This is a genomic window from Aeromonas sp. HMWF015, from assembly GCF_963878965.1.
GTDB lineage: Bacteria > Pseudomonadota > Gammaproteobacteria > Enterobacterales > Aeromonadaceae > Aeromonas > Aeromonas veronii.
The window spans coordinates 1-1,281 of record NZ_CAWNZT010000365.1 but is presented as its reverse complement, the minus strand read 5'-3'; the positions used below and the strand labels follow the sequence as shown (position 1 = coordinate 1,281).

Sequence of the window (1,281 nt, the reverse complement as noted above, 5' to 3'; positions counted from 1 at the left end):
GAGTACCACCATCCCGCTGCGGGATGTTGTTGGTGAAGCAGTAGACCCCTTCCTGATAGGCGTCGTTCCACTGCATCGCCACTTCCACGCCGATACCATCCTGCTCGGTGGTGAAATGGAACACCTTCGGGTGGATCGGGGTCTTGTTCTGGTTCAGGTATTCAACGAATGCCTTGATACCACCCTCGTAGCAGAAATGCGCCTCGCGGCCATCACGCTCGTCTTGCAGACGGATGGAGACACCGGAGTTGAGGAAGGAGAGCTCACGCAGGCGCTTGGCCAGGATCTCGTAGTGGAACAGGGTATCGCTGAAAATGGCAGGGCTCGGCCAGAAGCGAACTTCGGTACCGGTGCCGGTGCTGTCGCCAATCTGCTTGAGCGGCGCCTGCGGCTCACCCAGATGATAGGTCTGCTCGTAGACGTGGCCGTTACGACGAATGGTCAGCAACAGCTTGTCAGAGAGGGCGTTAACTACCGAGACACCCACGCCGTGCAGGCCGCCGGATACCTTGTAGGAGTTGTCATCAAACTTACCGCCTGCGTGCAGCACGGTCATGATGACCTCTGCGGCGGAGCGGCCCTCCTCCTCGTGCATGTCTACCGGGATACCCCGGCCATTGTCACGCACAGAGACAGAACCGTCGGAATGGATCTTGACCAGAATATCGGAGCAGTAGCCAGCGAGCGCCTCGTCAATGGAGTTATCGACGACCTCGAACACCATGTGGTGCAGACCCGAGCCATCATCCGTATCGCCGATATACATCCCCGGGCGCTTGCGGACCGCATCCAGGCCCTTCAGCACCTTGATATTCGAGGAGTCGTAAGTATTTTCACTCATAGCTTACTCTCTGCCTTCTCTAACGTTTCGGAGATTTTACCCTGTTCCACGTGGAACAACTTACAGTCATTCGCATCCATCATGTCTGCGAGCTGACCGGTGTCGATGGCGGTGATAAACACCTGGGACGCACACTGCTTCAGCCTTGCGGCCAGCAAGCGGCGCTTGTCGACATCCAGTTCAGAGGCAAAATCGTCAATTAAAAAAATACAGCCACGGCTGCTATGTTGATTCAAATAGAGCCCTTGGGCCAGTCGCATGGCGCAGACCAGCAACTTCAGCTGACCCCGGGACAAAATATCCTGAGCGGGCACCCCGTTCGCCTTGAGGCGCACATCGGCTTTCTGTGGACCGACACCGGTATAGCCCAGCGCCCGATCCCGCTCAAACCCCGCCTCCAGCAGATCGCCGAGGGGAGTATCTTTCTCCCAGCCCCGGTA

At 57.5% G+C, this 1,281-nt stretch carries 1 protein-coding gene and 1 pseudogene; both read right to left on the bottom strand.

All coding sequences use genetic code 11. The features are described 5' to 3' along the window. A partial coding sequence (locus AACS18_RS18645) for an ATP-binding protein (RefSeq protein ID WP_258228657.1) occupies positions 1 to 841 on the bottom strand: 841 nt, incomplete at its 3' end. Next, positions 838 to 1,281 (bottom strand): annotated as a pseudogene (gene recF, locus AACS18_RS18640) (DNA replication/repair protein RecF); the annotation flags it as partial. The gene AACS18_RS18645 and the pseudogene recF, both read right to left, overlap by 4 nt.